Annotated in this window: 28 protein-coding genes; 9 read left to right on the top strand and 19 right to left on the bottom strand. The window is 71.0% G+C overall.

Features of this window, described 5'->3' with window-relative positions:
• Positions 1-149 precede the first annotated feature (149 nt).
• From TSO221_RS24160 to hisB, 7 genes are all read right to left on the bottom strand, one after another.
• The gene (locus tag TSO221_RS24160; protein ID WP_109121070.1) at positions 150-521 is read right to left on the bottom strand and encodes a histidine triad nucleotide-binding protein; all 372 of its coding nucleotides are present in this window, start codon (positions 519-521) and stop codon (positions 150-152) included.
• 135 nt (positions 522-656) lie between these two features.
• Complete coding sequence (locus TSO221_RS24155; RefSeq protein WP_109121069.1) at positions 657-995, bottom strand: phosphoribosyl-ATP diphosphatase; 339 nt, start codon at positions 993-995, stop codon at positions 657-659.
• The gene (gene hisF / locus TSO221_RS24150) at positions 988-1,773 is read right to left on the bottom strand and encodes an imidazole glycerol phosphate synthase subunit HisF (protein WP_109121068.1); all 786 of its coding nucleotides are present in this window, start codon (positions 1,771-1,773) and stop codon (positions 988-990) included. The genes TSO221_RS24155 and hisF overlap by 8 nt, the downstream gene beginning before the upstream one ends.
• The gene (hisA, locus tag TSO221_RS24145) at positions 1,773-2,522 is read right to left on the bottom strand and encodes a 1-(5-phosphoribosyl)-5-[(5-phosphoribosylamino)methylideneamino]imidazole-4-carboxamide isomerase (RefSeq protein WP_109121067.1); all 750 of its coding nucleotides are present in this window, start codon (positions 2,520-2,522) and stop codon (positions 1,773-1,775) included. Before hisA ends, hisF begins: the two co-directional genes overlap by 1 nt.
• Entirely contained in the window at positions 2,519-3,076 is a 558-nt protein-coding gene (locus tag TSO221_RS24140) for a GNAT family N-acetyltransferase (protein ID WP_109121075.1), read from the bottom strand. The genes hisA and TSO221_RS24140 overlap by 4 nt, the downstream gene beginning before the upstream one ends.
• Entirely contained in the window at positions 3,073-3,717 is a 645-nt protein-coding gene (gene hisH, locus TSO221_RS24135) for an imidazole glycerol phosphate synthase subunit HisH (RefSeq protein ID WP_109121066.1), read from the bottom strand. Before hisH ends, TSO221_RS24140 begins: the two co-directional genes overlap by 4 nt.
• Positions 3,718-3,745: 28 nt before the next feature.
• Complete coding sequence (gene hisB / locus TSO221_RS24130) at positions 3,746-4,369, bottom strand: imidazoleglycerol-phosphate dehydratase HisB (protein ID WP_109121065.1); 624 nt, start codon at positions 4,367-4,369, stop codon at positions 3,746-3,748.
• A 126-nt stretch (positions 4,370-4,495) separates the two neighbouring features.
• Here hisB and TSO221_RS35615 point away from each other — a divergent pair, with 126 nt between their 5' ends.
• From TSO221_RS35615 to TSO221_RS24105, 5 genes are all read left to right on the top strand, one after another.
• Positions 4,496-4,744, top strand: coding sequence for a hypothetical protein (locus TSO221_RS35615; protein WP_109121064.1), 249 nt, complete (start codon positions 4,496-4,498; stop codon positions 4,742-4,744).
• A gap of 33 nt (positions 4,745-4,777) precedes the next feature.
• Entirely contained in the window at positions 4,778-6,037 is a 1,260-nt protein-coding gene (locus TSO221_RS24120) for a trypsin-like peptidase domain-containing protein (protein ID WP_109121063.1), read from the top strand.
• A 30-nt stretch (positions 6,038-6,067) separates the two neighbouring features.
• A complete protein-coding gene (gene hslV / locus TSO221_RS24115; protein WP_109121062.1) occupies positions 6,068-6,625 on the top strand; it encodes an ATP-dependent protease subunit HslV in 558 nt (185 codons plus the stop codon).
• Positions 6,622-7,935 (top strand): ATP-dependent protease ATPase subunit HslU, encoded by a 1,314-nt coding sequence (hslU, locus tag TSO221_RS24110; protein WP_109121061.1) that lies wholly within the window; start codon positions 6,622-6,624, stop codon positions 7,933-7,935. Before hslV ends, hslU begins: the two co-directional genes overlap by 4 nt.
• Positions 7,936-8,057: 122 nt before the next feature.
• The gene (locus tag TSO221_RS24105; RefSeq protein WP_109121060.1) at positions 8,058-9,482 is read left to right on the top strand and encodes an MFS transporter; all 1,425 of its coding nucleotides are present in this window, start codon (positions 8,058-8,060) and stop codon (positions 9,480-9,482) included.
• Between the two features lie 55 nt (positions 9,483-9,537).
• On the opposite strand, the gene TSO221_RS24100 is transcribed toward TSO221_RS24105, so the two are convergent.
• The 8 genes from TSO221_RS24100 to znuC all read right to left on the bottom strand — a co-directional run bounded on the left by TSO221_RS24100 (position 9,538) and on the right by znuC (position 16,785).
• Entirely contained in the window at positions 9,538-11,079 is a 1,542-nt protein-coding gene (locus TSO221_RS24100; RefSeq protein ID WP_109121059.1) for a PAS domain S-box protein, read from the bottom strand.
• Between the two features lie 144 nt (positions 11,080-11,223).
• The gene (locus TSO221_RS24095) at positions 11,224-11,628 is read right to left on the bottom strand and encodes a helix-turn-helix domain-containing protein (RefSeq protein ID WP_109121058.1); all 405 of its coding nucleotides are present in this window, start codon (positions 11,626-11,628) and stop codon (positions 11,224-11,226) included.
• Positions 11,625-12,221 (bottom strand): Smr/MutS family protein, encoded by a 597-nt coding sequence (locus TSO221_RS24090; RefSeq protein ID WP_109121057.1) that lies wholly within the window; start codon positions 12,219-12,221, stop codon positions 11,625-11,627. Before TSO221_RS24090 ends, TSO221_RS24095 begins: the two co-directional genes overlap by 4 nt.
• Positions 12,218-12,898: a lactate utilization protein gene (locus tag TSO221_RS24085; RefSeq protein ID WP_109121056.1), complete on the bottom strand. Its 681-nt coding sequence runs from the start codon at positions 12,896-12,898 to the stop codon at positions 12,218-12,220. Before TSO221_RS24085 ends, TSO221_RS24090 begins: the two co-directional genes overlap by 4 nt.
• The gene (locus tag TSO221_RS24080) at positions 12,895-14,322 is read right to left on the bottom strand and encodes a LutB/LldF family L-lactate oxidation iron-sulfur protein (RefSeq protein ID WP_109121055.1); all 1,428 of its coding nucleotides are present in this window, start codon (positions 14,320-14,322) and stop codon (positions 12,895-12,897) included. Before TSO221_RS24080 ends, TSO221_RS24085 begins: the two co-directional genes overlap by 4 nt.
• Positions 14,323-14,333: 11 nt before the next feature.
• A complete protein-coding gene (locus TSO221_RS24075; protein WP_109121054.1) occupies positions 14,334-15,110 on the bottom strand; it encodes a (Fe-S)-binding protein in 777 nt (258 codons plus the stop codon).
• A gap of 75 nt (positions 15,111-15,185) precedes the next feature.
• Entirely contained in the window at positions 15,186-15,974 is a 789-nt protein-coding gene (gene znuB, locus TSO221_RS24070) for a zinc ABC transporter permease subunit ZnuB (protein ID WP_109121053.1), read from the bottom strand.
• Complete coding sequence (znuC, locus tag TSO221_RS24065) at positions 15,967-16,785, bottom strand: zinc ABC transporter ATP-binding protein ZnuC (RefSeq protein ID WP_109121052.1); 819 nt, start codon at positions 16,783-16,785, stop codon at positions 15,967-15,969. Before znuC ends, znuB begins: the two co-directional genes overlap by 8 nt.
• A 79-nt stretch (positions 16,786-16,864) precedes the next feature.
• Here znuC and TSO221_RS24060 point away from each other — a divergent pair, with 79 nt between their 5' ends.
• Complete coding sequence (locus tag TSO221_RS24060; RefSeq protein WP_109121051.1) at positions 16,865-17,797, top strand: zinc ABC transporter substrate-binding protein; 933 nt, start codon at positions 16,865-16,867, stop codon at positions 17,795-17,797.
• Positions 17,798-18,064: 267 nt separating this feature from the next.
• Positions 18,065-18,862: a 4-hydroxy-tetrahydrodipicolinate reductase gene (gene dapB, locus TSO221_RS24055; protein WP_109121050.1), complete on the top strand. Its 798-nt coding sequence runs from the start codon at positions 18,065-18,067 to the stop codon at positions 18,860-18,862.
• A 13-nt stretch (positions 18,863-18,875) separates the two neighbouring features.
• Here dapB and TSO221_RS24050 read toward each other — a convergent pair whose 3' ends face one another.
• Positions 18,876-19,760: a methylated-DNA--[protein]-cysteine S-methyltransferase gene (locus TSO221_RS24050; protein ID WP_109121049.1), complete on the bottom strand. Its 885-nt coding sequence runs from the start codon at positions 19,758-19,760 to the stop codon at positions 18,876-18,878.
• Positions 19,761-19,830: 70 nt separating this feature from the next.
• Positions 19,831-20,361 carry a DUF2244 domain-containing protein gene (locus tag TSO221_RS24045; protein WP_247878218.1) on the bottom strand — a complete coding sequence of 177 codons (531 nt, stop codon included), beginning with the start codon at positions 20,359-20,361 and terminating at the stop codon, positions 19,831-19,833.
• An 89-nt stretch (positions 20,362-20,450) separates the two neighbouring features.
• On the opposite strand from TSO221_RS24045, the gene nth reads away from it, so the two are divergent.
• A complete protein-coding gene (gene nth / locus TSO221_RS24040) occupies positions 20,451-21,086 on the top strand; it encodes an endonuclease III (protein WP_109121047.1) in 636 nt (211 codons plus the stop codon).
• Positions 21,087-21,248: 162 nt separating this feature from the next.
• Here nth and TSO221_RS36070 read toward each other — a convergent pair whose 3' ends face one another.
• Positions 21,249-22,079, bottom strand: coding sequence for a polymer-forming cytoskeletal protein (locus TSO221_RS36070; RefSeq protein WP_199229602.1), 831 nt, complete (start codon positions 22,077-22,079; stop codon positions 21,249-21,251).
• Between the two features lie 52 nt (positions 22,080-22,131).
• Positions 22,132-22,815, bottom strand: coding sequence for an EI24 domain-containing protein (locus TSO221_RS24030; protein ID WP_109121046.1), 684 nt, complete (start codon positions 22,813-22,815; stop codon positions 22,132-22,134).
• Between the two features lie 148 nt (positions 22,816-22,963).
• Here TSO221_RS24030 and TSO221_RS24025 point away from each other — a divergent pair, with 148 nt between their 5' ends.
• Complete coding sequence (locus tag TSO221_RS24025) at positions 22,964-23,953, top strand: adenosine kinase (RefSeq protein ID WP_109121045.1); 990 nt, start codon at positions 22,964-22,966, stop codon at positions 23,951-23,953.
• The last annotated feature ends 3 nt before the right edge of the window (positions 23,954-23,956 follow it).

Below are 23,956 nucleotides of genomic sequence, written 5' to 3'. Positions count from 1 at the left end.
GCAAGTCGGGCGACCGCGCTCCGCCTACGATCGCCTTCGGCGCCCGTTGCCTGCGGCACCGGCTCCACGCTCCCGGGGCTCTGGGCGGATCTTCGATCCGCCTGACGCCGTCAGCGCTGGCTGCGCCAGCGCGAGAGGCGGGAGAGGGCCTATTTTGCCCTGCCGATCATGCCGCCGAGGTCGCGGCCGGCGAAGATGTGGATGTGCAGGTGCGGCACTTCCTGGTGCGCGTCGCGGCCGCAGTTGGACAGGGTGCGGTAGCCGTTCTCGACCACGCCGGCCTGCCGCGCCACCTCGCCCACCGCCTTGAACAGGCCGGCCACCTCGGCGTCGGACGCCTTGGCGGTGAAGTCGTCCATGTCGACGTAGGCGCCCTTCGGGATCACCAGGATGTGCGTCGGCGTCTGCGGGTTGATGTCGTTGAAGGCCAGGGCGTGCTCGTTCTCGAACACCTTCCGGCACGGGATCTCGCCGCGCAGGATGCGGGCGAAGATGTTGTTCGGATCATACGTCGCGGCCATCGGTCCTCTCCTCTCCACGTCGTTTCTTGATCTTGTTTTGCCGTCATCCCCGCGAAGGCGGGGATCCATAGGTTTCGAAGCTGCACGCTCTGGGAGTTATGGATCCCCGCCTTCGCGGGGATGACGATGAAAAAATCAGCCCGCCTTGCGGGCCTTCTTCTCGGCGATGCCGCTAGTGCCCTCGCGCGCCGCCAGCAGGGTGTAGACGTCGGCCGGCGCCACGCCCTCGTTCGCCCACAGGACCAGCAGGTGGTACAGCAGGTCGGCGGATTCCGAGGCGATCTTCGCCTTGTCGCCGCGCACCGCCTCGATGACGGTCTCCACCGCCTCCTCGCCGACCTTCTGGGCGATCTTCGGGGTGCCGCGGGAAAACAGCTTGGCGGTGTAGGACGTCTCCGGATCGGCGCCCTTGCGCGCCAGCACGGTGGCGTAGAGCCGGTCGAGGACCTCGGCGGTGGCCGTCTCGTCAGCCATGGGCCAGGGCCTTTCCGCGCGCCGGGCGCACCGGGATGTTGGCGTCGGCCAGCGCCGCCTTGGCCTGCCCGACGGTGTAGGTGCCGAAGTGGAAGATCGACGCCGCCAGCACCGCCGTGGCGTGGCCCTCGCGGATGCCCTCCACCAAGTGGTCCAGCGTGCCGACGCCGCCGGACGCGATCACCGGCACGCGCACCGCGTCGGCCACAGCGCGGGTCAGCGCGAGGTCGAAGCCGCTCTTGGTACCGTCGCGGTCCATGGAGGTCAGCAGGATCTCGCCGGCGCCGTATTCGGCCATGCGCTTCGCCCACGCTACGGCGTCGAGGCCGGTCTCGCGGCGGCCGCCGTGGGTGAAGACCTCCCACTTGTTGTCGCCGGTGCGCTTGGCGTCGATGGCGACGACGATGCACTGGCTGCCGAACTTCTCCGCACCCTCGCGCACGAACTCCGGCCGGTGCACGGCGGCGGTGTTGATCGAGACCTTGTCGGCGCCGGCCAGCAGCAGCTTGCGGATGTCCTCCACCGTGCGCACGCCGCCGCCGACGGTCAGCGGCATGAACACCTGCTCGGCGGTGCGGCGCACCACGTCGAAGATGGTCTCGCGGTTCTCGTGGCTGGCGGTGATGTCGAGGAAGGTCAGTTCGTCCGCCCCCTCGCGGTCGTAGACGCGCGCCTGCTCCACCGGATCGCCGGCGTCCACCAGATCGACGAAGTTGACCCCCTTGACCACCCGGCCGTCCTTGACGTCCAGGCAGGGGATGACGCGCATCTTCAGCATCAGTCGGCGTCCTCTTCGGCGCGGGCCGACAACAGCGCCAGTGCCGCCTGCGGGTCGATGCGGCCGTCGTACAGCGCACGGCCGCAGATCACCCCGGCGATGCCCGTGCCCTCCTCCTTCTTCAGCGCCTGCAGGTCCTCGATGGAGGAGACGCCGCCCGACGCGATCACCGGCGTGGTCAGGTGGAAGGCGAGGTCGGCCGTCGCCTCGACGTTGACGCCGCCCATGGCGCCGTCGCGGTTGATGTCGGTGTAGATGATGGCGGACACGCCCGAATCCTCGAACTTCAGCGCGAGGTCGAGCGCCTTGACGCTGGAAGTCTCAGCCCAGCCGGCGACCGCAACGTAGCCCTCGCGGGCGTCGATGCCCACGGCGACCTTGCCGGGGAACTCGCGGCAGGCCTCCTTGACCAGCTCCGGCTCGCGCAGTGCGACGGTGCCGAGGATGACGCGGGAGATGCCCTTCTCAAGCCACATCGCGATGGTCTTCAGGTCGCGGATGCCGCCGCCGAGCTGTGCTGGCATGCCGCCGATGGCGCCCAGGATGCGCTCCACCGCCTCGCCGTTGACCGGCTTGCCCTCGAAGGCGCCGTTGAGGTCGACGAGGTGCAGCCACTCGAACCCCTGCGCCTTGAAGGCGCGCGCCTGCTCGGCCGGGTCGGTGTTGAAGACGGTGGCGTGGCTCATCTCGCCGCGCACCAGGCGAACGCAGGCGCCGTCCTTGAGGTCGATGGCGGGGTAGAGGATCATCGCGGCGTCTCGTCCTGCTGTTCGTCGGAGGCGGTGAGGTCTTTGAAGTAGTAATGGCCGGCCACGAATTGGCCGCCCACGCGCGCATAGTAGGGGTGCGTGCCCCAGCGGCGGAAACCCAGACTTTCGTACATGGCGATGGCCGCCTGCTGGGTGTCGCGCACGTCGAGGTTCAGGATGCCGAAGCCCATGGCGCGGGCTTCCTTCTCCACCGCCTGGGTCAGGCTGCGCGCCAGCTTGTGGCCGCGCGCCCACGGCGCGACGAAGGCGGTGGTCAGTTGGCACGCGTGCGCCTGCGCCTCGTTGTTGCGCGGCGGGCGGACCAGCTGCGCCGAACCGGCGATGACGCCGTCCAGCCGCGCTACGAACAGGAAGCGGTCGGGCACGATCAGCACGCCGCGCCAGTAGCGCTCCATCACGTCGCGCGGCGGCGGCTCGACCCAGCCGAAGCCGCCGCCGTCGCGGATGGCGGCGTCGGCGGCGTCGCACAGGTCGTCGAGGTCGGCGGGGCGCAGCTTCTCGTCGATGCGGTCGACGCTGACGGTGGTGCTCATGGCCGCCACTGCAGGAAGTTGGCGATCAGCGTCAGGCCGGCGTCCTGGCTCTTCTCCGGGTGGAACTGGGTGCCGACCATGTTGTCGCGCCCTATCACCGCGGTCACCGGGCCGCCGTACTCGACGCGCGCCAGCTCATTGGCCGGGTCGGCGCAGCGGATGTGGTAGGAGTGCACGAAATAGGCGTGCGCCCCCGCCGGCAGGCCGGCCAGCACCGGGTGCGGCCGGACGATGTCCAGTTCGTTCCAGCCCATGTGCGGGATCTTGAGCGTGGGATCGGCGGGATCCAGCGCCACCACCTCGCCCTTGATCCAGCCGAGGCCCTGGTGCACGCCGTGCTCGACGCCGCGCTCGGCCATCAGCTGCATGCCGACGCAGATGCCGAGGAAGGGACGGCCGCCCCGGATGACGGCCTCCTCCAGCGCGTCGAGCATGCCGGGGACCTCCGACAGGCCGCGCTTGCAGTCGCCGTAGGCGCCGACGCCGGGCAGCACGATGCGGTCGGCGCGGTGCACCGCGTCGGCGTCGGCGGTGACCAGGATGTCGGTGGACAGGCCGGCGTCCGCGGCGGCGCGCTCCAGCGCCTTGGCGGCGGAGCGCAGGTTGCCGGAGCCGTAGTCGATCAGGGCAACGGTGGACAAGACTTTTGGTCCTTAGAAAAAGCGGGCCTTAGAGCGAACCGCCGAGCGTGCCCTTGGTGGAGGGCACCGCGTCGGCCTTGCGCGGGTCGATCTCGACCGCCGAGCGCAGGGCGCGGGCGAGGGCCTTGTAGCAGCTCTCGACGATGTGGTGGTTGTTCTCGCCGTAGAGGGTCTCGACGTGCAGCGTCAGCCCGGACGAGCCGGCGAAGGCCTGGAACCACTCGCGGAACAGCTCGGTGTCCATGTCGCCGATCTTGTCGCGGCTGAAGGCCACCTTCCACACCAGGTAGGGGCGGTTGGAGAAGTCCAGCGCGACGCGGGTCAGCGTCTCGTCCATCGGCACGTAGGCGTGGCCGTAGCGGCCGATGCCCTTGCGGTCGCCCAGCGCCTTCGCCACCGCCTGGCCGATGGCGATGCCGGTGTCCTCGGTGGTGTGGTGGAAGTCGATGTGCAGGTCGCCGTCGGCCAGGACCGTCAGGTCCATCAGGCTGTGGCGGGAAAGCTGCTCCAGCATGTGGTCGAGGAAGCCGATGCCGGTCTTCACGTCGTACACGCCGGTGCCGTCCAGGTTCACCGCGACCCGGATGCGGGTCTCGTTGGTGTTCCGCTCGATGGTGGCGCGTCGCGCGCCGCTGACCTGCGCTGTGTCCATGCCACGGGTTTTAGCAGGAAGGGACGGCGTATGCCAGAAGATGGGTGCGGGCGCGGGAAACCATTTGACAGCCCCCGCGTGCGGGCGAACGCTGGCCGGCGTGCGGCAAGGCGGAGCATCGCGGGCATGGCAGGGCGACGCTGGCGCAGGGTCTGGTGGTGGGGGTGCGGCCTGCTGCTGGCGGCGGGGCTGGCCGGCATGGTCGGCATCGTGATCGCGCCGCCCGAACATTTCGACGAGGACGGGAACCTCATCGGCGAAATGCCTCCGGAGTTCGCTCTGGCGTTCTGCATGGCCGTCCTCGGGCTGGCGGGCCTTGTTGCCGGAGGCGTTGTCCGGTTGCTGCTGTGGACACGCGGCGGACGCATGAGATAGTGTATTGCACACCCACAGCGTGCATATCCGCTTATGCGCATCGCCGTTCTCGCCCTGCTTCTGCTCGCCGGCTGCGCCGGGGGTGACCCGCCGCTCGGGCCGGCGGTGCAGCCGGTGCCGCAGGGGACGACGGAGACCATCCGCTTCAACACGCTGAACCTCGGCCAGATGCGGCGCGGCATGGAGATCGGCCGCTACGTCTGGGACATCGACTGCACCTGGCCGTACGGGCGGGTGTTCTGGACCTCGGGCCTCGGCTTCCGGCGCGAGAACACCTTCCACGAGCGCTTCGCCGAGATCTTCGAGGGTGCCGGCTTCGACGTGGCCGGCGCGGTGTACACCGAGGGCACCGACCGCCGGCGCGCCCGCTACGTGGTCACCGGCGAGCTGCGCGAGGTGCGCCTCGAGCTGTGCCGGCGGCGCGGCTGGTGGACCGGCGATGACCGCGGCGTCAGCGGCGTCGGCACCGTCAAGATCGACTGGACGGTGTTCGAGCCGGAGGCTCAACGCGTCGCTCTGCGCACCACCACCACCGGGCACGCGCGGCAGGACGACGGGGTGCCGGAGGGCGACCGCCTGCTGCTCGAGGACGCCTTCAGCGGCGCCGCCGAGGCGCTGGCCGCCGAACCCGCCTTCCGCACGGCGGTGGGGCGCGGTGGCGGGGCGCAGACCCCCGACGGCAAGCGCTGGCGCATGGTGCCGCCGGAGCGGCGCGATCCGACTCCAATTTCAGGGGGGGCCATCGCGGCGGAGCCGATTCGTGCCATGGCGTCCCCGCGCGGCGGGGCGGGGGACGGGCTGGTGCACGTCGGCGCCGGCGTAGGGGTGGTCGTCGGCACGGCCGAGGGCGCGGCGCTGGTGCTGGCGCCGCTGGCGGTGGGCGATGCGGTGGCGGTGCGTGTCGGCGGCATGGCGGCTGAAGGCATGGTGGCGGCGCGCGACGCCGGGCGCGGGCTGATGCTGGTGCGGGTGCCGGCGCGGCTGGCGGCGATGCGGCTGCGCGGCACGCCGGCGGAGGTCAGCGAGCCGGTCATGGCGACGGGGGCCGGGAACGACTTCGCCACGGGCATGGTGGCCGGGCTGGGCGATGGCATTCTTGCGGATCTGGAGGGGGCGGCGCCGCGGCCGGGCGATCCGCTGCTCGACGCCACCGGCACCCTGCTGGGGGTCGCCCTGCCCGGGCGGGGCGAGGGCGGGCTGAGCCGCTTCGTGCCGGTTGGGGAGGCGCTGGCGGCGCTGGGTGTGACAGCGGAGCACGGCAATCTTGACGGCGGGGGCCTCCCCCCCACATAGACCGTCAACCATTCTCCGGTCAGGCGTCCTATGACTTCCTCGCACGATCCCATCCAGTGGCACGGCACGACCATCCTCTCGGTCCGCAAGGGCGGGCAGGTGGTGGTGGCTGGCGACGGCCAGGTCTCCTTCGGGCAGACGGTGATGAAGGCCAACGCGCGCAAGGTGCGGCGCCTCGCCAACGGCGCCGTGATGGCCGGCTTCGCCGGCGCCACCGCCGACGCCTTCACCCTGTTCGAGCGGCTGGAGGCCAAGCTGGAGCAGCACCCCGGCCAGCTCACCCGCGCCTGCGTGGAACTCGCCAAGGACTGGCGGACCGACCGCTACCTGCGCCGGCTGGAGGCGATGATGGCGGTGGCCGACGCCTCGGTCTCGCTCGTGCTCACCGGCAACGGCGACGTGCTGGAGCCGGAGGACGGGCTGATCGGCATCGGCTCCGGCGGGTCCTACGCGCTGGCCGCGGCGCGCGCGCTCATCGACGTGGACGGGCTGGACGCCGAGGCCATCGCCCGCAAGGCGATGAAGATCGCCGGCGACATCTGCGTCTACACCAACCAGAACGTCACCCTGGAAAAGATCGTCCTATGACCTCGTTCAGCCCCCGCGAGATCGTCTCGGAACTCGACCGCTACATCGTCGGCCAGAACGACGCCAAGCGCGCGGTCGCCATCGCGCTGCGCAACCGCTGGCGCCGCCAGCAGCTGCCGGAGGGCCTGCGCGAGGAGGTTCTGCCCAAGAACATCCTGATGATCGGCCCGACCGGCGTCGGCAAGACCGAGATCGCCCGCCGGCTGGCCAAGCTCGCCCAGGCGCCGTTCCTCAAGGTCGAGGCGACCAAGTTCACCGAGGTCGGCTACGTCGGCCGCGACGTCGAGCAGATCGTCCGCGACCTCGTCGAGATCGCCATCTCGCTGACCAGGGAACGCCTGCGCAAGGAGGTCGCCGCCAAGGCCGAGCTGCGCGCCGAGGAGCGGGTGCTCGACGCCCTGTGCGGCGAGAACGCCAGCGCCGAGACGCGGCAGAAGTTCCGCAAGATGCTGCGCGAGGGCTCGCTGAACGACAAGGAGATCGAGGTGCAGGTCGCCGACAGCGGGGCGGGGGCGCTGCCGACCTTCGACATCCCCGGCATGCCGGGGGCGCAGATGGGCATGCTCAACCTCAACGACATGTTCGGCAAGGCCTTCGGCGGGCGCACCAAGACCCGCCGCCTGACCGTGGCGGAGAGCCACGGCGTGCTGATGGCCGAGGAGTCCGACAAGCTGCTGGACCAGGAGAAGGTGGTCTCCGAAGCGATCCAGTCGGTGGAACAGAACGGCATCGTCTTCCTGGACGAGATCGACAAGATCTCGGCGCGCTCCGAGAACCGCGGCGGTGCCGACGTCAGCCGCGAGGGCGTGCAGCGCGACCTGCTGCCGCTGATCGAGGGCACCAACGTCGCCACCAAGCACGGCACGGTGAAGACCGACCACATCCTGTTCATCGCGTCGGGCGCCTTCCACGTCGCCAAGCCGTCCGACCTGCTGCCCGAGCTGCAGGGCCGCCTGCCGATCCGCGTCGAGCTGAAGCCGCTGAGCCAGGACGACTTCCGCCGCATCCTGACCGAGCCGGAGGCCAGCCTGATCAAGCAGTACAAGGCGCTGCTGAAGACCGAGGAGGTGACGCTGGACGTCACCGACGACGCCATCGACGAGCTGGCGCGGCTGGCGGCGGAGATCAACGGCTCGGTCGAGAACATCGGCGCCCGGCGCCTGCACACGGTGATGGAGCGTCTGCTGGAGGAGGTCAGCTTCACCGCCTCCGACACGCCGGGCGTCACGGTGACCGTCGACGCCGCGATGGTGCGCGAGCGGGTGGGGAGCCTGGCCAAGAACGCGGATCTCTCGAAGTTCATTTTGTAGGCAGTGACCCGAAGCCCTCCCCCAGCCCTGCTGGGGGAGGGTTGGGTGGGGGCAGCGGCGCGCAACGCACGCCTGACGAGTTCGCGTGACTGGGGCGGTGGGTTCCGCCCATATTGCAGAGCATGCGATCCCCATCTTCCCTCGAAACCCCCGATCCGCTTTCCGTCCCCGACAGCATCCCGCCCGCCGCACCGGTGAGCGACGGGCTGCCGGTGCCGCAGCGCTACTGGGCGATGCTGACCATGGCGGTGGCGCTGACCATGGCGGTGCTCGACGGGGTGATCGCCAACATCGCGCTGCCGACCATCGAGAAGGACTTAGGGATCACCGCCAGCGGCGCCATCTGGGTGGTCAACGCCTACCAGCTCGCCGTCACCGTCTCGCTGTTCCCGCTGTCGTCGCTGGGCGACATCGTCGGCTACCGGCGCGTCTACTGGGCCGGGCTGGCGGTGTTCACCGCGGCGTCCGCCGCCTGCGCGCTGTCGGACTCGCTGCTCACGCTGACGCTGGCGCGCGTGCTGCAGGGCTTCGGTGCCGCCGGCATCATGAGCGTCAACATGGCGCTGGTCCGCTACATCTACCCGCAGAGCCAGCTCGGCCGCGGGGTGGGGAACAACGCGCTGATCGTCGCGGTGTCCTCGGCGGCCGGACCGACCATCGCGGCGGCGATGCTGTCGCTGGGCTCCTGGCAGTGGCTGTTCGCGGTGAACGTGCCGCTCGGGCTGCTGGCGCTGGTCATCGCGGCGCGCTCACTGCCGCATTCGGCGCGCTCGGGGCAGCGCTTCGACTGGGTGAGCGCGTTGCTCAACGCCGCCACCTTCGGGCTGCTGATCACCGGGTTCAAGGGGCTGGACCACAGCCAGCCGACTTGGCTGGTGGCGGCGGAGCTGGCCGGGGCGCTGGTGTTCGGCGTGGCGCTGGTGCGCCGCCAGCGGTCGCAGACGGCGCCGTTGCTGCCGGTCGACCTGCTCAAGCTGCCGGTCTTCGCCTTCTCGGTGGTGACCTCGGTGTGCTCGTTTGCGGCGCAGATGATGGCGTTCGTGGCGCTGCCCTTCTTCTTCGAGGACGTGATCGGCCGCTCGCAGGTGGAATCCGGGCTGCTGATGACGCCGTGGCCGCTGGCCGTGGCGGTGGTCGCGCCCATCGCCGGGCGGCTGGCCGACCGCTACGAGCCGGGACTGCTGAGCGCCGCCGGGCTGGCGGTGCTGGCGAGCGGGCTGGCCGGGCTGGCGCTGCTGCCGGCGCAGCCCGCGTCGTGGCAGGTGGTGCTGCCGATGCTGGTGTGCGGCCTGGGCTTCGGGCTGTTCCAGACGCCGAACAACAAGGTGCTGGTGTCCTCCGCCCCGCGCGAGCGCAGCGGCGGCGCCAGCGGCATCCAGTCCACCGCCCGGCTGCTCGGCCAGACGCTGGGTGCCGCGGCGGTGGCGCTGATCTTCGGCGTGCTGTCGAAGGAGCAGGGAACGCCTGTCGCCGTCGGCATCGCCGCCGCGCTGTCGGCCATCGCCGGGGTGGCGAGCAGCCGGCGGCGGGTGCGGGGCGCCGGTTAGGCCTCCGGGAAGTCGGCGCCGAGCGCCGTTTGGCGCCGTCCGGCCGGGCTCGGGGCTACCAGTCGGCCAGGAAACGCTCCCTGGGCAGGTGGATCAGCACGGTGGTGCCGATGCCCTCCTGCGAGCGGATCTCCAGCCGGCCGCCGTGCTTCTCGACCAGCGACTTGGCGATGGAGAGGCCGAGCCCGATGCCGTCGTAGCGGCGCGACAGCGCGGTCTCGCCCTGCACGAAGGGCTGGAAGACGGTCTCCAGCCGGTCGGCGGGGATGCCGATGCCGCTGTCGAACACCTCCGCCACCAGGGCGCCGTGCGGGTCGACGCGCGCCGACAGGCCGACGCGCCCGCCCTCCGGCGTGAACTTGATGGCGTTGGACAGCAGGTGCAGCAGCACCTGCTTGAGCGCCTGCGGGTCGGCGAGCAGCGGCGGCAGCTCGGTCTCGATGTCGGCGTCGACGCTCAGCTTGGCGCGCTCCCCGCGTTTGGCCACCATGCGCAGGCAGGACACCGCCACGTCGCGGAAATCGACCACCGACTCGTTGAGGTCCAGCGTGCCGGCCTCGATGGTCGCCATGTCCAGGAGATCGTTGACGTTGGCCAGCAGCAGCTCGCCCGAGCGCTTGATCTCCGCCACGTAGTTCAGGTAGCCGGGGTTCTCCAAGGCACCCAGCATCTGCTGCTGGATCACCTCGGCGAAGCCGAGGATGCCGTTCAAGGGCGTGCGCAGCTCGTGGCTCATGTTGGACAGGAAGGCGGTCTTGGCGCGGTTGGCCAGCTCCGCCGCCTCCTTCGCCTCGACCAGCGCCAGCTCGGCGTTCTTCATGGGGGTGATGTCGCGGAGCATCGCCACGAAGACGTGGAAGCCCGGGCGGTCGATCTCGTTCAGCGACAGCCACGCCGGGAACAGGCTGCCGTCGGCGCGCCGGGCGGTCACCTCGCGCCCCCGGCCGATGACGTGCCGCTCGCGCGTCGTCAGGTAGCGGTACATGTAGGAGGCGTGGCGGTCCGCCTCCTCCCTCGGCATCAGCACGTGGATGTGCTTGCCGATCAGCTCCTCGGCCGGGGAGCTGAACATGTGCTCGGCCGCGGGGTTGGCGCCGATGATGGTGCCGCGGGTGTCGACGGTGAGGATCGCCTCCACCGCCGTCTCGACGATGGCGCGGTTGCGCGCCTCGGAGAGGGCGAGCGCCTCCTCGCTGCGCCGCAGGTCGTCGGCGGCGTTGCGGCGGGCGGTGACGTCCTCGACCAGCACCATCACCGCGCTGACCACGCCGGCCGCGTCGCGGATCGGCGAGGGCCGCAGCAGCGCCCACACCACGGTGCCGTCCGCGTGGCGCAGCGCGCGCTCGAACGGCGCTGGCGCGGTGTCGGACTGCAGGCGTTCCAACGTTTCGGCGGCACCGTCCGGCAGCAGCTCGGCCAGCGGCCGGCCGGCGAGATCCCGCGGGGCGTGGCCGAGCATGGCGGCGCACACCGGGTTCACCGAGCGCAGCACGCCCGCCGGGTCGACCACCGCCATGCCCATGGCCGACTGCTCGAACAGGGCGCGGTACAGCGTGCACGGCATCCCGTCGTGCAGGCACGCGGCCATCGCGTCCATGGAGGCGTCGGGGGGGAGGGCAGGAATGGCCACGACAGGGTCGACGATGGTTCGTTAGGAATTGCTTAGATTATAGCCAAACGGGTTCGCATGGACCCTATACATTCGTGCAACACGGCTGCGGCAACCCGGCGCAGGCGTGTCCTACCGCCTGCGGGCCGCGCGGTTGCGCCGCGCCACCGCGGCGGGGGAGCACGGCGTGGCCTCGAGGATCGCCAGCAGGCCGTCGATGGTGGTGTCGTTCAGGTCGTGGATGCGCTCGGCCAGGCGGTTGGCGAACTCCGTGGCCTTGGGGCTGAGGCCGGCGGTGTCGACGGTGACGCGCGGGTGGGAGAGGGAGGCCAGGCGCTCCAGCTCCTCCGCCTCGTCCCAGATGATGCCGAAATAGGCGCAGATCTGGCGGACGAGCTGGGGCGAGGGCTGGCCGCGCTTGCCGTGCTCCAGCGCCGAAAGGTAGGCCGAGGATATGTGCAGGTCCGTCGCCATCTGCTTCAGCGTCACGCCCTTGGCGTCGCGCAGCGCGCGGACCCGTTCGCCGAACGGTGTCATCGCACCGGGTCTTTACGATCCCGGCGGCGTTTGATCAAGACGTACAGCGCGCCCTCGCCGCCGTCGCGCGGCTGGGCGGGCTGCACCGCCAGCACCATCGGGCGCAGCGGCGCGTCGGCCAGCCAGCGCGGCACCGCGCGCTTCAGCACGCCGCCCTCGGCGTTGAAGCTGCCCTTGCCGGTGATCACCAGGATGCAGCGCCGGCCCTCGTTCCAGGCGCGGTGGATGAAGGAGGCCAGCGCGGTGTGGGCGCGGGCCTGGGTCATGCCGTGCAGGTCGATGCGGCCGTCGATCTCCAGCTTGCCGCGCTTCAGCCGGTCGGCGGTGCGGCCGTCGACGTTGGGATGCTGGCCGAGTTCCAGCGGCGGCTGCGAGACGTGCACATAGGTGCGGCGCGACGACGGTGTGCCGCGGGCGGGCAGGGGGGTGTCGGAGAGGTCGGCGGGCGGCGCAGCGGATTCCGGCCCCGGTTCCGGGGGCGCGGAGGTCATCGCCTCGGCCAGCGAGCGGCCGGGCAGGGGCGTGGCGTCGCGCATGACGGTCGCCCATAGCGCGCGCTCCTCCGGCGTGACGATGCGTCGTCGTCGTGTCATCCCTCGACCAGCACGATGTGCAGCCGGCGCGGCCCGTGGGCGCCGAGCTGGATGGTCTGCTCGATGTCGCCGGTGCGCGACGGGCCGGTGACCATGTTGACGGTGCGCGGCATGCCGCCCTCGAAGCTCCCGGCCTGGGCGCGCAGCCGGTCCCAGGCATCCTCATAGCCGCCGACAATTTGTTCCGCTTTCAAAACGACGATGTGGGTGTCGGGCAGGAAATTCAGCGTCGTCGGACGTTCCGCCCCCGAAACGAGCATCAGCGTGCCGGTCTCGGCGATGCCGGCGAAGGCGCCGGTCAGCGACACCGCGTCGGCGTCGCGGGCGCGGCCCGTGCTGACGGTCAGCGTCGGGCGGCGGTCCCAGGGGATGGCGTCGAGCGCGGGGTCGGGCGCGGCGCGCAGCTCGGCCGGCAAATTGTGGCCGGCGAGGTACCCGGCGACGGCGTCGGGCACGGCGTCCAGGTCCGGCACGCGGGCAACGGTGGCGGAGACCTCCAGCGCCATCTGCTCGAACAGGCGGACCTGGTCGGCGGGATCGAGCTGGGCGCGCGCCGGGATCAGGTTTCGGGCATGCGCCGCGATGCGCTCGCGAGCGGCGGCGCGCTGGGCGTCGCCGGAGATGCGGCCGAGCGATTTGGCGATGCCGCCGAGGATTTGCGAACGGGAGTCGGTCATTTCTTCCCCCGGCGTTCGGCCCAGAGTTCTTGGAAGGTGCGGCCCTCCGGGGCGGGAAGGTCGCGGTGCTCGGTCCAGCCGCTCAGCATCGGCAGGGGCAGGGAGCCGAGCTTGCCGTCGGAGCCGGACGCCCGGCGCAGCATTCGCGCGGTCATCCTCGCCGCCGCGTGGTAGAAGCCGGGGCGGCGCGCGAACCAGCCCCAGACGCCCAGGCCCTGGCGCATGGTGGCGGGCTGCAATTTCTCCTCGAACTCCTTCTCGCGCCAGTGCCGCATCATCTTCGGCAGCGGGATGCGCATCGGGCACACCGCCTCGCAACGGCCGCAGAAGGTGGAGGCGTTGGGCAGGTGCCCGGCCTCCTTGATGCCGATCAGCGCCGGGTCGATCACCGCGCCGACCGGGCCGGGGTAGACCCAGCCGTAGGCGTGCCCGCCGACAGAGCCGTAGACCGGGCAGTGGTTCATGCAGGCGCCGCAGCGGATGCAGCGCAGCACCTCCTGGAACTCGGTGCCGAGCAGCGCCGAGCGCCCGTTGTCGAGCAGCACGACGTGGAACTCCTCCGGCCCGTCCAGGTCGCCCGGCCGGCGCGGGCCGGTGGAGAAGGTGGTGTAGGCGGAGAACTCCTGCCCCGTCGCCGAGCGCGCCAGCAGGCGCAGCAGGGTCGACACGTCCTCCAGCGTCGGCACCACCTTGTCGATGGAGGCGATCACCACGTGCACCTTGGGCAGCGTCTGCGTCAGGTCGCCGTTGCCCTCGTTGGTGACGATGATCGTCGAGCCGGTCTCGGCCACCAGGAAGTTGGCGCCGGTGATGCCGACGTCGGCCTCCTGGAAGCGGCGGCGCAGCATCAGCCGCGCCTCGGTGATGAGTTCCCGCGGCTCCTCCAGCGGGCGGTCCGGCGGCAGGTCGGTGTGGGCGGCGCGGAAGGCGTCGGCCACCTGCTCCTTCGAGACGTGGAAGGCCGGGGCGATGATGTGGCTGGGCGGCTCCTTGCGCAGCTGGATGATGTACTCGCCGAGATCCGTCTCGATGGGGATCAGGCCGTGCGCCTCCAGGTGGTCGTTGACCGCGATCTCCTCGGCGATCATCGACTTGCCCTTGGTGACGGTCTTGGCACCCGCCTTCTGGCAGATGCCGAGGATGGCCTCGCGGGCCTCCTCCGCCGTGCGGCACCAGTGGACGTGGCCGCCGCGCTCCACGACCTTGGACTCGAACATCTCCAGGTAGACGTCGAGGTGTTCGAGGACGTGGTTCTTCAGGTCGCGGCCCTGGTCGCGCAGGGCCTCGAACTCCGGCAAGCGCTGGGCGGCGGCGGCGCGCCTGAGCTGGAAGCCGCTGCGCGACTTGGCCAGCATGTACTGCAGCGTGTCGTCCTGCAGCGCGCGCCGGGCGTTCTCGGGGAAGCTGTGGGCGGTGGATTCCATGGCGGTCTCCCTCAGCGCGCGGCGTCGCCGATGGGCGGCGTCTCGTCGGCCAGCCCGGACAGCACCTCGGCGACGTGGCGGACCTTCACGGGCGAGCCCTGGCGCTTCAGCTTGCCGGCGATGTTCAGCAGGCAGCCGACGTCGCCGGCCAGCAGCGTGCCGGCGCCGGTCGAGGCGACGTTCGCCGCCTTGTCTTCGACCATGCGGTTGGAGATGTCCGGGTACTTGACGCAGAAGGTGCCGCCGAAGCCGCAGCACACCTCGGCGTCGGGCAGCTCCGTGAACTTCACGCCGCGGACGGAGGCGAGCAGCCGGCGGGGCTGCGCCTTGACGCCCAGCTCGCGCAGGCCGGAGCAGCTGTCGTGGTAGGTGATGGTGTCGTCGTAGCGCGCGTCGACCCACGTCACGCCCAGCACGTCCACCAGGAAGGACACGAGTTCATGGGTGCGCGCCGCCACGTGCTGCGCCCGGGGCGCCCAGGCGGGATCGTCGGCGAGCAGCGCCGGGTAGTGCTTTCGGATCATGCCGGCGCAGGAGCCGGAGGGCACCACCACGTGGTCGAACCCCTCGAACGCGGCGATGGTGCGGCGGGCGAGGTCCTGGGCGGTGGCGCGGTCGCCGGCGTTGTAGGCGGGCTGGCCGCAGCAGGTCTGGTCGCGCGGCACCTCGACGGTGCAGCCGGCGTCCTCCAGCAGCTTCACCGCGGCGAAGCCGACAGTCGGCCGGAACAGATCGACCAGACAGGTGACGAAGAGCCCGACGCGGGGCCCGCGGCGCGGTTCGGCCATTTCGGAATTGTCCCTTCCCTGATCCTGCCAACATACGGTGCGGTTTGGGCGGGGGCAAGGCGGGGACCTAGGAATTCAGCCTCTGCGCACCGGCACCAGGTTGCTGGCCAGGAACAGCACGAACGCCGCGACCACCACGCTGGGGCCGCCCGGCAGGTCCCAGCGCAGCGAGGACAGGACGCCCGCCGCCACCGCCGCCATGCCGAAGACGGCGGCCAATGCCGCCATCTGCTCCGGCGTCCGGGAGAAGCGGCGCGCCGCCGCCGCGGGGATGATCAGCAGCGAGGTGATCAGCAGGATGCCGACGATCTTCATCGCCACCGCGATCACCAGCGCGATCAGCAGCATGAAGGCGAGGCGCAGCGCCGTCACCGGCAGGCCCTCGACCCGCGCCAAGTCCTCGTCCACCGTCACCGCCAGCAGCCGGCGCCACAGCAGCGCCAGCAAGGCCAGCGCCAGCGCGCCGCCGGCGTAGATGCGCAGCAGGTCGTCGGCCGTCACCGACAGGATGTCGCCGAACAGGTAGCCGATCAGGTCGACGCGCAGCGTCTCCAGGAACGCCACCGCCACCAGGCCCAGCGACAGCGCCGAGTGCGACAGGATGCCCAGCACCGTGTCCGACGCCAGGGCGCGGCGCTGCTGCAACGCCACCAGCACCAGCGCCAGCACCACGCACACGCCCATCACCCCCAGTGTCGGGTCGACCCCCAGCAGGAAACCCAGCGTCACGCCGAGCAGCGCCGAGTGCGCCAGCGTGTCGCCGAAATAGGCCATGCGCCGCCACACCACGAAGGAGCCCATCGGCCCGGCCAGCGCCGCGATGCCGCAGCCGGCGGCCAGGGCGCGGAGGATGAAGTCATCCATGGCGGTGCTCCTCCTCGGGTTCGTGGTGATGATGATCGTGGCCGCAGCAGTCGCCGTCGGACCCCGGCAGGACGTGGCCGTCGGTGGCGTGCGTGTGGTCGTGGTGGTGCAGGTAGACGGCGAGCTGGTCGGCGTGCCGGCCGAACAGCGCGTGGTATTCCGGGTGGCGGCTGACGTCCTCGGGATGGCCGGAGCAGCAGACGTGCCCGTTCAGGCACACCACCTTGTCGGTGCGCGCCATCACCGTGTGCAGGTCGTGGCTGACCAGCAGCACGCCGCAGCCGTGCGAGCGGCGGAGATCCGCGATGCGGTCGAACAGCTCGGCCTGGCCGTGCACGTCGACGCCCTGGTCGGGCTCGTCGAGCACCAGCAGGTGCGGCTCGCTCAGCAGGGCGCGGGCCAGCAGCACGCGCTGCAGCTCGCCGCCGGAGATCGACTGCACCGGCGACCCGGCGAGGTGCGCCACGCCGGCCTCGGCCAGCGCGCGGTCCATGCGGGTGCTCTCCACCGGCCGCCAGAGGCCGAGGAAGCGGCGCACGGTCAGCGGCAGCGTGGCGTCGATGTTCAGGCGCTGCGGCATGTAGCCGATGCGCAGGCCCGGCATCCGCTTCACCACGCCGGCCGTGGGCTTCACGAGGCCCAGCACGGCGCGCACCAGCGTCGTCTTGCCGGCGCCGTTCGGGCCGATCAGGGTGACGATCTCGCCCGGGTTGACCGTGAGATCGATGCGGTTCAGCACCGTCCGTCCGCCCAACACGAGCGTCAGACCGTGCGTTTCGACCAGTGGTCCCGACTTCGGGTGGGTTGACATGTTATGTTATAACGTCACATCGTGTGGCCTGAAGTACATGCTCCCAAACCGTCCGTCTGTCCACAGGGAAAGGTCAGCCATGCGCCGCGCGCTCGCATCCTTCGCGCTTTTTTCCGCCCTTTGGGCCGCCCCGGCTGCCGCGGAGGCCCCGAGGGTCGTCGTCTCGATCAAGCCGATCCACGCGCTGGTGGCGGCGGTGATGCAGGGGGTGGGGGAGCCCGCCGTGCTGGTGCGCGGCGGCGCCTCGCCGCACGACTACGCGCTGAAGCCCTCCGACGCCAAGGCGTTGAAGGAGGCGGACATCGTCTTCTGGGTCAGCGAGTCGCTCGAGTCGTTCCTGGAACGTCCCATCGCCAGCCTGCCGAAGAAGACGCAGGAGATCGAGCTGATGTACGGCGCTGGCATCCAGGTGCTGGAGCCGCGCGAGGGCGGCGCCTGGGAGGCGCACGCCCACGGCAAGGTGCACGACCACGGCAAGCACCAGGGCCACCACGGCGAGATGAACCCGCACCTCTGGCTCGACCCGATGAACGCCAAGGAGATCGGCGAGATCGCCGCGGTGGCGCTGGCGGCGCGCGACAAGGCCAACGCCGGGAAGTACAAGGCCAACGCCGCGGCGTTGGGCCAGCGTTTGGACGCGTTGGACGCCGAGCTGAAGGCGGCGCTGGCGCCGGTGGCGGAGAAGCGCTTCGTCGTGTTCCACGACGCCTACCAGTACTTCGAGAAGCGGTATGGGCTGAACGCCGCCGGCTCGATCACCGTGAACCCGGACCGGCCGCCCTCGGCCAAGCGGCTGTCGGTGATCCGCGACCGGGTGAAGGGGCTGGGCGCCACCTGCGTCTTCGCCGAGCCTGAGTTCGAGCCGAAGCTGGTCAAGACCGTGGTCGAGGGCACCCAGGCCCGCACCGGCGTGCTCGACCCCGAGGGCGCCGCCCTGCCGGAGGGGCCGGAGCTGTACTTCACGCTGATGCGCAACCTGGCCAAGGGTTTGACGGAGTGCCTGGGGGGTTAAAAACCCTCTCCCGCCCCGGGAGCGTGGAGCCGGTGCCGCAGGCAACGAGCGCCGAAGGCGATCGTAGGCGGAGCGCGGTCGCCCGACTTGCGGGCGACCGGTGGTGGCGCCGCAGGCGCCGGGTGAGGGTAAAATCAAGGATCCTTGAACGTACCCTCACCCTCCCGCTCGTCCCGAGCGGGCCCCTCCCTCTCCCGGGGCGGGAGAGGGTTTAGCGGCGCCGTTCGCTGTGCTAGGGATGCGGGCTGCGAGACGACGGAGGCTGTCATGAAGATCGGTGTGGTGGGGTGCGCGGGGCGGATGGGGCAGATGCTGGTGCGCGAGATCGCCGCGACGCCGGGCTGCACGGTGGCCGGCGGTACCGAGCGTCCGGGCGGCCCCTTCGTCGGCCGCGACATCGGCGAGGTCGCCGGGCTCGAGGCGCTGGGCGTGGCTGTGGTGGACGACCCGGCCGTGCTGTTCGCCGAGGCCGACGCCGTCATCGACTTCACCTCGCCCGAGGCCGCCGAGCGCCACGCCGCGCTCGCCGCGCAGGGGGAGACCGCGTACGTCCTCGGCACAACGGGGCTAAACGCCGGGCAGCAGGCGGCGGTGGCGGCGGCGGCGACGCACACGCCGATCGTCCAGGCGCCCAACATGTCGGTCGGCGTCAACCTGCTGTTCGTGCTGGTCGAGCAGGTGGCGCACACGCTGGGCGAGGACTTCGACATCGACATCCTGGAGATGCACCACCGCCGCAAGGTGGACGCGCCGAGCGGCACCGCGCTGGGCCTCGGACGCGCCGCGGCGGCCGGGCGCGGGACCGCGCTGGAGAATGTCTGGCAGAAGGTCCGCGACGGCATCACCGGCGCCCGCCCGCGCGGCGAGATCGGCTTCGCGACGCTGCGCGGCGGCGACGTGATCGGCGACCACACGGTGTTCTTCGCCGGCGACGGCGAGCGCATCGAGCTGACCCACAAGGCCTCCGGCCGGCAGATCTACGCCAAGGGCGCGATCCGTGCGGCGCTGTGGGCGGCGGACAAGCAGCCGGGGCTCTACTCGATGCGCGACGTGCTGGGGCTGTGACGCGCCCCGCGCGTCACGCCGCCTCGCCGCTCACCCGGGCCTGCTCCCAGGCCAGCAGCGCCCGTTTGCGCGGCACGCCGTAGCGGTAGTTGTGGATGACGCCGGACTTCTGGATCACCCGGTGGCAGGGGATCAGGATGCACACCGGGTTGCGCCCCACCGCGGCGCCGACCGCGCGCATCGCCGTCGGCTGGCCGATGGCGCGCGCCACGTCCTCGTAGCTCACCACCGCCCCCTCGGGGATGCGCAGCAGCGCCTCCCACACCTTGATCTGGAAGTTGGTGCCGCGCAGCAGCAGCTTCAGCGGTTCCGACCCATCGCCGTCCCAGCCGAAGGCGCGGGCGGCCGTGGGGCGCGTCGCGTCCGGATCCTCGACCAGCGTTGCTGCCGGCCACTCGGCGGTGAACTCGGCCATGGCGTCACGGCCGTCCGGCTCGTCGGCGAAGCTCAGCCAGCAGACGCCGCGCTCGGTGGTGGCGACCAGCGCCGTGCCGAACGGGCAGTCGTGCAGGCCCCAGCGGATGGTCAACCCGCCGCCCAGGGCCTTGTACTCGCCGGGCGTCATCGCCTCGCACGCGACGAACAGGTCGTGCAGCCGCGACGGGCCGGACAGCCCGACGTCCAGCGCGGTGTCGAGCACGCTGTGGTTCTCCGCCAGCAGCCGCTTGGCGTGGCCGAGCGTCAGGAACTGCACGAAGCGCTTCGGGCTGATGCCGACCCAGCGGGTGAACAGGCGCTGGAAGTGGAACGGGCTGATCCCCGCCACGCCGGCCAGCTCCTCCAGCGAGGGCTGGTCCTGCCAATGCTCCACCAGGTGGCGGATGGACAGGGTGAGCGCGCGGTGGTGCAGGGCATCGAGGTCGTTGGCGATGGTGTGGGGGGCAACGGTGTCGGTCATGGCAAGCTCCGGGTTCCATTCCCGAGAGTGGCGTTCCCGGACCGCCGAACCAACCCGTTTCTTGCGATGATCAGCGGACGGCTTCCGGCGCGCAGGGCGCACACGGGGCGCGGCGCCACGCGCGCAGGGCGTCCTGCAGCGCGGTGGCGAACTCCAGCCGCTCGTCCGGGGTGAGGAAGGAACCGACGACGACGGTGCGGCCGTGCGAGCTGAGCGTCACCTGGCTCTCGTGCTCGGGCGGGTCGTCCATGCGCACGCGCAGCCAGTAGGGCTGGAAGCTCCAGCGGCGGTCGGGCTGCTTCCAGGCGACGCGCTGGACGGTCAGCTCCTCCTCGGTCAGGCGCACGCGTTCGTACAGGCGGGCCGAGCGGTAGCTGGCGCGGAACGCCCACCACACCAGCAGCACGTCGATCCCGAAGAACCCCACCACCGGCCAGGCGCCGAGCAGGAAGAAAACGAGGCTGACCGCGAAACTCACCGCCGCCACGGCGGCCATGAGGATGAGGAAGCCCGTCCGCCCCAGGCTGCGGTGCGGGTGCAGGACCGCGTCGAAGAAGACGCGGGCGGCGGAGGTGGGATCGGCGATGCTCGTCATAGGCATGGGACTATGACCCAACCCTTACGAAAGAGGTAGAGGATTCACGGCGCCGGGTTTGCGCGGCACCGCCGTCCGGCGGTACAGTCGCAGCCATGAAGCCCGCCGCCATCAATGACATGTTCCGCCGGCTCCAGGCCGCCAACCCCGAGCCGAAGAGCGAACTCGACTACGTCAACCCGTACACGCTGCTGGTCGCCGTGGTGCTGTCGGCGCAGGCGACCGACGCCGGCGTCAACAAGGCCACCCGCGCCCTGTTCGAGCGCGTCACCACACCCCAGGGGATGCTGGACCTGGGCGAGGAGGGCCTGCGCGAGCACATCAAGACGATCGGCCTGTTCAACACCAAGGCCAAGAACGTCATCAAGCTGTCGGAGATCCTGGTGCGCGAGCACGGCGGCGAGGTTCCCCGCGACCGCGAGGCGCTGGAGAAGCTGCCGGGGGTGGGGCGCAAGACCGCCAACGTGGTGCTCAACGTCGCCTTCGGCGAGGAGACGATGGCGGTCGACACGCACATCTTCCGCGTCTCCAACCGGCTGGGCCTGGCCCCCGGCAAGACGCCGGAGCAGGTCGAGGCGGGGCTGCTGAAGGCGATCCCGAAGCCCTTCCTGCGCCACGCCCACCACTGGCTGATCCTGCACGGGCGCTACGTCTGCAAGGCGCGCAAGCCGGACTGTGACCGCTGTCCGATCGCGGACCTGTGCACGGCCGCGGAGAAGTGGGTGGCGTGAGGCCGCCGGGTCTTCCGGCTTGCCCATTGACGTCATCCCCGCCTTCGCAGGGATGACGGTCAAGAGAAGCTCCGCACCGGCGTTTAAACACGCTTAAACGCCCTGACACAAAAAAGGCGGGAAGCGTCCGCTCCCCGCCTTCCTGTCGGAACCGGCCGGTCCTTACTCGCCGCCCACCGGGGCGAAGGAGGGGAGCGGCTGCACGGCGACCGGCGCGGGGGCGGCGGGCTTGGCGGCGGAGACGACCTGGACGTCGCCCATCAGCTGGCCGCCGGCCTCCACCATCAACTCGCCGTACTTGATGGCGCCGGTGATCTTGCCGGTCGAGCGCACGGTCAGGCGGCCGCGCACCGTGATGTCGCCCTCGAAGCGGCCGCCGATGTCGGCCTCGTCGATCTCCACCGAACCCTTGAACAGGCCGTTCTCGGTGATCTCGATGGAGCGGCCGTCGCGCAGCTTGGCCTCCACCGTGCCTTCCACCACCAGCACGTCGCACGAGCCGATCTCGCCCGACAGCGAGATATCGCGGCCGACGATCAGGCGGCGCTGCTCGACGGCCGGGGTCGGCGCCGGGACGGGCGGCGGGGGCACGGCGGCGGCCGGCGGGGTCGGGATGGCGTAGCCGTCCGGCTTGCGCGCGGCCGCCCCCGGCAGGTCCACCGTGCGGCGCGGAATGTCGCTCGGCTTGAAGGAGGAGGCGGGGCTGGTCGGGCCGGCGTTCAAAGGACCGGCGGGCGGCTTCGGCGGGGTGGTGTTCATCTCGGGTCCCTTGTCGGAGAACGGCGAACGCAACGGCATGGCCGCAGGGGGCGTCGCGGAAATGGGGGCGGCGGGCGGGAGGACCGGCGCCGGTTCGGCGGGCGCCGACAGGCCGGGGACCGGCTGTACCTGCGGCGACGCGGGCACCGGGGCCTCGGGCGCCGCGGCCGGTGCGGGCTCGGCGTCGGCGGGCTTCGGGTTCGCGGTCGGCGGAGTCTTTCGTCCGAACAGCATGACGTCTGGTCCCCAGGTCAGTCAGATCAAGGTCGGTCAATCCAGCGGCGTATCATGCGCGTCCCGCCGCCCGCAAGGGGCCATTCATGGACTGGAACACGTGCACCATGAAGGCGCTGGCGATCACCGGCGCGAAAAGGTTCAGCAGCGGCACGGTGGACAGGAAGGCGATCGCCACGCCGGCCAAAAAAGGTTTCAAGGGCCGGCTCTTGCGCAGCAGCGCGGCGTCCGGACGGGGCAGGCGGCGATTGGCGATCATCTCGAAATACTCCCGCCCCAGCAGGTAGCCGTTGACCACATAGTAGACCACCAGGTTGATGCCCGGCACCGTCAGGTAGAGCGGCAGCGCCACCAGGTTCACCGCCACCACCACGGCCAGGAAGCGCAGCGCGGTGCCGACCTCGGCCGCCACGCTGGCCTTCAGCGGCTCGCCCAGGTGCGGGTAGTGCCGGCGCTCCACCGCGCGCACCACCTGTTCCAGCAGGAAGCTGGCCAGCGTCGCCACCACCGCCGGGAACAGCAGCCACGCCAGCCCCACCACCAGCACGCCGCCCAGCACGTCGATGGTGGTGTCAACCCACGACCAGCTGGTCAGCGCGGTGCTGGTCAGCGCCCACTCGACGACGCCCAGCAGCGCCGCGAAGGACAGCACCGCGCCCAGCACGCTGATCCACACCACGCGGCGCGAGGCGGGGTCCAACAACTGGCCGAAACCGAGCAGGAGGGCGCGCAGCATGGACACCTCAAAGCGGACGCTGGGGGCGGGGGGACGCCTGGACTTCTAACCGCGCAGCCGGGCCGGGGCAAGGCGGGGGTTGTGGGGGCGCGCGGCGCGGCTATACTCGCGGCCGCTTTTCCACCGTCCAACACGCACAGGAGCCCCCATGGCCTCGGCCGAATTCGACGTCACCGGCATCGGCAACGCCATCGTCGACGTGATCGCCCATGCCGACGACGCCTTCCTCGCCGCCAACGCCATCGAGAAGGGCGCCATGACCCTGATCGACACCGCCCGCGCCGAGGAGCTGTACGGCCGCATGGGCCCGGGCGTCGAGGTCTCCGGCGGCTCGGCCGGCAACACCATGGCCGGCTTCGCCGCGCTGGGCGGCAAGGGAGCCTACATCGGCAAGGTCGCCGACGACCAGCTGGGCACCGTGTTCGCGCACGACATCCGGGCGTCGGGCGTGCGCTTCACCACCCAGCCGCTGAAGGGGGGCGCTCCCACCGCGCGCTGCCTGATCCTGGTGACGCCGGACGCCCAGCGCTCGATGAACACCTATCTCGGCGCCTGCGTCGAGCTGGGGCCGGAGGACATCGACGAGACTCTCATCCGCGGCTCGCAGGTGACCTACCTGGAGGGCTACCTGTGGGATCCGCCGCGCGCCAAGGAGGCCTTCCGCAAGGCCGCCGAGATCGCCCACGCCGCGGGCCGCAAGGTGTCGCTGTCGCTGTCCGACAGCTTCTGCGTCCATCGCCACCATGCGGAGTTCGCCGATCTGGTGGAGAAGCACGTCGACATCCTGTTCGCCAACGAGCACGAGATCGGCGCGCTGTACGGCACCGACCGCTTCGAGGACGCGCTGGCGGCGGTCAAGAAGCTGGGCAAGGTGGCGGCGCTGACCCGTTCGGAGAAGGGCGCGGTGATCGTCTCCGGCGGCGAGACGGTCGAGGTGAAGGCCGAGCCGGTCTCCAAGGTGGTGGACACCACCGGCGCCGGCGACCTGTACGCCTCGGGCTTCCTGTTCGGCTACACGCGCGGTCTCTCGCCCGCGGCGTGCGGCCGCCTGGGCGCCATCGCCGCCGCCGAGGTCATCAGCCACGTCGGCGCCCGGCCGGAGGTGTCGCTGAAGGATCTGGTGAAGGGCGTGGTGTAAGGT

Source organism: Azospirillum sp. TSO22-1, assembly GCF_003116015.1.
Taxonomy (GTDB): Bacteria; Pseudomonadota; Alphaproteobacteria; order Azospirillales; family Azospirillaceae; genus Azospirillum.
This window is presented reverse-complemented; position numbering and strand designations above follow the sequence as displayed.

Coding starts and splice junctions, on each gene's coding strand:
- TSO221_RS24160 (WP_109121070.1), bottom strand. CDS start 521: ATGGCCGCGACGTATGATCCGAACAACATCTTCGCCCGCATCCTGCGC.
- TSO221_RS24155 (WP_109121069.1), bottom strand. CDS start 995: ATGGCTGACGAGACGGCCACCGCCGAGGTCCTCGACCGGCTCTACGCC.
- hisF (WP_109121068.1), bottom strand. CDS start 1,773: ATGCTGAAGATGCGCGTCATCCCCTGCCTGGACGTCAAGGACGGCCGG.
- hisA (WP_109121067.1), bottom strand. CDS start 2,522: ATGATCCTCTACCCCGCCATCGACCTCAAGGACGGCGCCTGCGTTCGC.
- TSO221_RS24140 (WP_109121075.1), bottom strand. CDS start 3,076: ATGAGCACCACCGTCAGCGTCGACCGCATCGACGAGAAGCTGCGCCCC.
- hisB (WP_109121065.1), bottom strand. CDS start 4,369: ATGGACACAGCGCAGGTCAGCGGCGCGCGACGCGCCACCATCGAGCGG.
- TSO221_RS35615 (WP_109121064.1), top strand. CDS start 4,496: ATGGCAGGGCGACGCTGGCGCAGGGTCTGGTGGTGGGGGTGCGGCCTG.
- TSO221_RS24120 (WP_109121063.1), top strand. CDS start 4,778: ATGCGCATCGCCGTTCTCGCCCTGCTTCTGCTCGCCGGCTGCGCCGGG.
- hslV (WP_109121062.1), top strand. CDS start 6,068: ATGACTTCCTCGCACGATCCCATCCAGTGGCACGGCACGACCATCCTC.
- hslU (WP_109121061.1), top strand. CDS start 6,622: ATGACCTCGTTCAGCCCCCGCGAGATCGTCTCGGAACTCGACCGCTAC.
- TSO221_RS24105 (WP_109121060.1), top strand. CDS start 8,058: ATGCGATCCCCATCTTCCCTCGAAACCCCCGATCCGCTTTCCGTCCCC.
- TSO221_RS24100 (WP_109121059.1), bottom strand. CDS start 11,079: ATGGACGCGATGGCCGCGTGCCTGCACGACGGGATGCCGTGCACGCTG.
- TSO221_RS24095 (WP_109121058.1), bottom strand. CDS start 11,628: ATGACACCGTTCGGCGAACGGGTCCGCGCGCTGCGCGACGCCAAGGGC.
- TSO221_RS24090 (WP_109121057.1), bottom strand. CDS start 12,221: ATGACACGACGACGACGCATCGTCACGCCGGAGGAGCGCGCGCTATGG.
- TSO221_RS24085 (WP_109121056.1), bottom strand. CDS start 12,898: ATGACCGACTCCCGTTCGCAAATCCTCGGCGGCATCGCCAAATCGCTC.
- TSO221_RS24080 (WP_109121055.1), bottom strand. CDS start 14,322: ATGGAATCCACCGCCCACAGCTTCCCCGAGAACGCCCGGCGCGCGCTG.
- TSO221_RS24075 (WP_109121054.1), bottom strand. CDS start 15,110: ATGGCCGAACCGCGCCGCGGGCCCCGCGTCGGGCTCTTCGTCACCTGT.
- znuB (WP_109121053.1), bottom strand. CDS start 15,974: ATGGATGACTTCATCCTCCGCGCCCTGGCCGCCGGCTGCGGCATCGCG.
- znuC (WP_109121052.1), bottom strand. CDS start 16,785: ATGTCAACCCACCCGAAGTCGGGACCACTGGTCGAAACGCACGGTCTG.
- TSO221_RS24060 (WP_109121051.1), top strand. CDS start 16,865: ATGCGCCGCGCGCTCGCATCCTTCGCGCTTTTTTCCGCCCTTTGGGCC.
- dapB (WP_109121050.1), top strand. CDS start 18,065: ATGAAGATCGGTGTGGTGGGGTGCGCGGGGCGGATGGGGCAGATGCTG.
- TSO221_RS24050 (WP_109121049.1), bottom strand. CDS start 19,760: ATGACCGACACCGTTGCCCCCCACACCATCGCCAACGACCTCGATGCC.
- TSO221_RS24045 (WP_247878218.1), bottom strand. CDS start 20,361: ATGCCTATGACGAGCATCGCCGATCCCACCTCCGCCGCCCGCGTCTTC.
- nth (WP_109121047.1), top strand. CDS start 20,451: ATGAAGCCCGCCGCCATCAATGACATGTTCCGCCGGCTCCAGGCCGCC.
- TSO221_RS36070 (WP_199229602.1), bottom strand. CDS start 22,079: ATGCTGTTCGGACGAAAGACTCCGCCGACCGCGAACCCGAAGCCCGCC.
- TSO221_RS24030 (WP_109121046.1), bottom strand. CDS start 22,815: ATGCTGCGCGCCCTCCTGCTCGGTTTCGGCCAGTTGTTGGACCCCGCC.
- TSO221_RS24025 (WP_109121045.1), top strand. CDS start 22,964: ATGGCCTCGGCCGAATTCGACGTCACCGGCATCGGCAACGCCATCGTC.